The sequence below is a fragment of the Anaerophaga thermohalophila DSM 12881 genome (genome assembly GCF_000191885.1).
Classification (GTDB): Bacteria; Bacteroidota; Bacteroidia; order Bacteroidales; family Marinilabiliaceae; genus Anaerophaga; species Anaerophaga thermohalophila.
This window is the reverse complement of record NZ_AEWI01000098.1, coordinates 1-1,124: the sequence shown is the minus strand read 5'-3', so window position 1 is coordinate 1,124 and position 1,124 is coordinate 1. Positions and strand designations below refer to the sequence as shown.

Sequence of the window (1,124 nt, the reverse complement as noted above, 5' to 3'; positions counted from 1 at the left end):
GTGCCAGGTATTATGACCCGAGGATTAGTATGTTTTATGGTGTTGACCCGAGAGCCGAAAAGTATTACAGCCTTTCCCCTTACAATTATTGTGCGAATAATCCAATCATATATATTGACCCACAAGGGGACACTATCAACATTTCTAATGCTCTTCAGAATAATGAACAAGCAATAAAATCTTATAACGAATGGGCAAGCTCTAAAGCAGGTAAAAGATTTATTAAAGATTATAGTGTCGGAGGAAAATATGAAAGTGTTTCTGTAAACTTTGATTTAGCGAATGACGATGATGGGTCAAGTGGTGGAACTTTGATGTACGCCGTTGATAAAGAAACTGGTAAAGAAACTTCGATGGTGCCAAAGAGAAGTATTGAAAAAATGGAAAAAGAAGGATACAATGTATCTAAATATAAATCACAACTTGGGAGTAATGAATACCTTAAAGCAAAAATTTTAATACCTGGCAATATTGCAGACCCTTTTACTATAAAGCAAGGGGGTACATTAGTTCATGAAACACAGCATGTAAGGTTAATGTATAAAGATATATTGACATATGGTTATATGTGGTATTCAGGTTCAGACCAACATTATTTCATGAAACAAAAAGGTTCAAGATGGTATAATGAAAGATTAGAATATTGGAGAGAAAAGAAACCATCTTATACAGATGAATACATTGACAAAATAATTAATAGTTTTGAATATGGTTGGCCATAGAGTATATGTCTTAATAATAATATCATTCTTTGTGATAATTAGTTGTAATAAGTTAAATAAGAATGATTTAGATGACGAAAATCAGCTTGTAAAATATGTAAAGTACAGTAAACATGAAGTTGTTAATACTTCGATTGATACCGTTGAGTTTTTGCTGGATATAAAACAACGCAATGAAAATAAAGTTTTTGAGTATCAAAGCGGAGAAAAGAATAATATATATAATTTCAACTTTACTAATAAGACAGGCCAAATAATCCATGATAATGATACTGTTATACTTCATTTCCTTGATAGATATGAAATCAAACTATTAAATGTGGATGATACTGAAATGGTTTATAAGTTTGTTAGGAGACTGTAAAGTAAACTCTGTCCATAAACAAAAAATTCTTAAAATTG

At 30.8% G+C, this 1,124-nt stretch carries 2 protein-coding genes; both read left to right on the top strand.

Translation table 11 applies throughout. The features are described 5' to 3' along the window. Positions 1-722, top strand: a 722-nt coding sequence (locus ATH1_RS19745; RefSeq protein WP_010423923.1) for an RHS repeat-associated core domain-containing protein, incomplete at its 5' end; no start/stop codon positions are given. After that, positions 709-1,086, top strand: coding sequence for a hypothetical protein (locus tag ATH1_RS0115690; RefSeq protein WP_010423921.1), 378 nt, complete (start codon positions 709-711; stop codon positions 1,084-1,086). The genes ATH1_RS19745 and ATH1_RS0115690, both read left to right, overlap by 14 nt. The last annotated feature ends 38 nt before the right edge of the window (positions 1,087-1,124 follow it).

Excerpts from the sequence above, each read along its gene's own strand:
- ATH1_RS0115690 (WP_010423921.1), top strand. The coding sequence starts at position 709 with ATGGTTGGCCATAGAGTATATGTCTTAATAATAATATCATTCTTTGTG.